General features: G+C 75.6%; 1 protein-coding gene. It reads left to right on the top strand.

Features of this window, described 5'->3' with window-relative positions:
- A partial coding sequence (locus LPA54_RS39175) for a RidA family protein (protein WP_228985158.1) occupies window positions 1–330 on the top strand: 330 nt, incomplete at its 5' end.
- Window positions 331–439: the final 109 nt, after the last annotated feature.

Genomic DNA, 439 nt, shown 5'->3' with positions numbered 1-439 from the left:
ACCGGCTCCCGCGTGGTGTTCCTGGCCGGGCAGACCGCCCTCGACGGCGACGGGAAGGTCGTCGGCGACACACTCCCCGAGCAGTTCACCCGCGCCCTCACCAACCTCCTCACCGCCCTCCGCGCCGCCGGGGGCGCCCCCGCCGACCTGGCCCGCGTCACCGTCTACGCCACCGACGTCGCCGCGTACCGCGAGCATGCGCGCGAACTCGGGCGGATCTGGCGGAGCTTGGCGGGGCGGGACTGTCCGGCGATGGCGGTCGGGGAGGTGCTCCGGCTGTGGGACGAGGAGGCGGTGGTCGAACTCGACGGCTGCGCGGTACTGCCGTGAGCCGCCGGGCGGGGCAGGGCCGCTCCGCCTAGCCTGGAGCGATGCCGGAGATCGAGTTGGGCGCGGGGACCGTCGCGTACGAGGACACGGGCGGCGAGGGGCCGGTGGT

This window comes from Streptomyces sp. DH12 (genome assembly GCF_020873895.1).
Lineage (GTDB): Bacteria > Actinomycetota > Actinomycetes > Streptomycetales > Streptomycetaceae > Streptomyces.
This window is presented reverse-complemented; position numbering and strand designations above follow the sequence as displayed.